Genomic DNA, 994 nt, shown 5'->3' with positions numbered 1-994 from the left:
CAGCCGGACGGGCGGCGGCGGTTGGCGGCGGCGCTGGGCGCCGAGGCGCCGGTGGCGGCGGTGACGGTGGCCGGGCTGCTGGCCGGCGCGGAGGGCCCGGAGCGGGATCCGGAGGGGCACCTCCCGCTGGACCTGCTGGTGGTGCTGGACGCCGCGCAGCTGGCGGCCGAGCCGGCCGCCGCGCTGGTGGAGTCGCTGCCGGACGGGGCCAGGCTGGTGCTCAGCGGGGACCCGCTGCTGCTGGGCTCGGCCGGGCCGGGCCAGGTGCTGGCCGACGTGCTGGCCGCCGGCCGCTTCCCCAGGGTCGTCTCCCGCACGCCGGACCCGGGCCCGGTGGGCGAGTTGGTCTCGGGGATCGGCGTGGGCGAGCTGCTCGCCGTCGAGGCGCCGAACCGTGAGGTGGTGATCGTTCCGGTCGCCGAGCCGGGGGAGGCGGTGCACCGCACGGTCCAGCTGGTCGTCGAGTCCATTCCCCGCGCCTTCGAGGTCGGCGCCGAGCGGGTCCAGGTGATCGTCCCCGGGCACGGCGGCCCGGCCGGCACCCGCGCGCTCAACGCGGCGCTCAAGGACCGGCTCAACGCGGGCCCCGGCACGTTCGGCGGCTTCGACCCGGGCGACCGGGCGGCCTACTCCCCCGCGCCCGGCCGGCTGCGGCTGGTGCGGGTGGTCGAGGCGGACGAACGGGGCCTGTGGGTGGCGGACGAGGACGGCCGGTTCGTGGTGCCCAGGGAGCGGGTGGCCGAGACGCTCAGGCACGGGTGGGCGATCACCGCCCACCAGGCGGCGGGGATGCGCTGGCCCGCCGTGGTGGCGGTGCTCCCCGGGGACGCGGCGGGCGCGCTCGACCGGCGCTGGGTGTACGCGGCCTTCGGCCGCGCCGAGCGGCACCTGTCGGTGGTGCAGGGCTGCGGGCCGGCGCTGGCCCGGGCCGTCACGGCCCCGCCGGCCGGCGAGCGCACGACGCGCCTGCGCGCGCTCCTCCAGGAGCAGCCGG

General features: G+C 79.7%; 1 protein-coding gene. It reads left to right on the top strand.

What is annotated here, in order from left to right; all coding sequences use genetic code 11:
* Positions 1–994, top strand: a 994-nt coding sequence (locus tag EBN88_RS29995) for an ATP-dependent DNA helicase (RefSeq protein WP_147472931.1), incomplete at both ends; no start/stop codon positions are given.

Origin of the sequence: Streptomyces triticirhizae (assembly GCF_003696235.1) — a bacterium.
GTDB classification, from domain to species: Bacteria; Actinomycetota; Actinomycetes; order Streptomycetales; family Streptomycetaceae; genus Streptomyces; species Streptomyces triticirhizae.
Note: the sequence above shows the minus strand (reverse complement) of the source record. Positions and strands in the feature narration are given on the sequence as shown.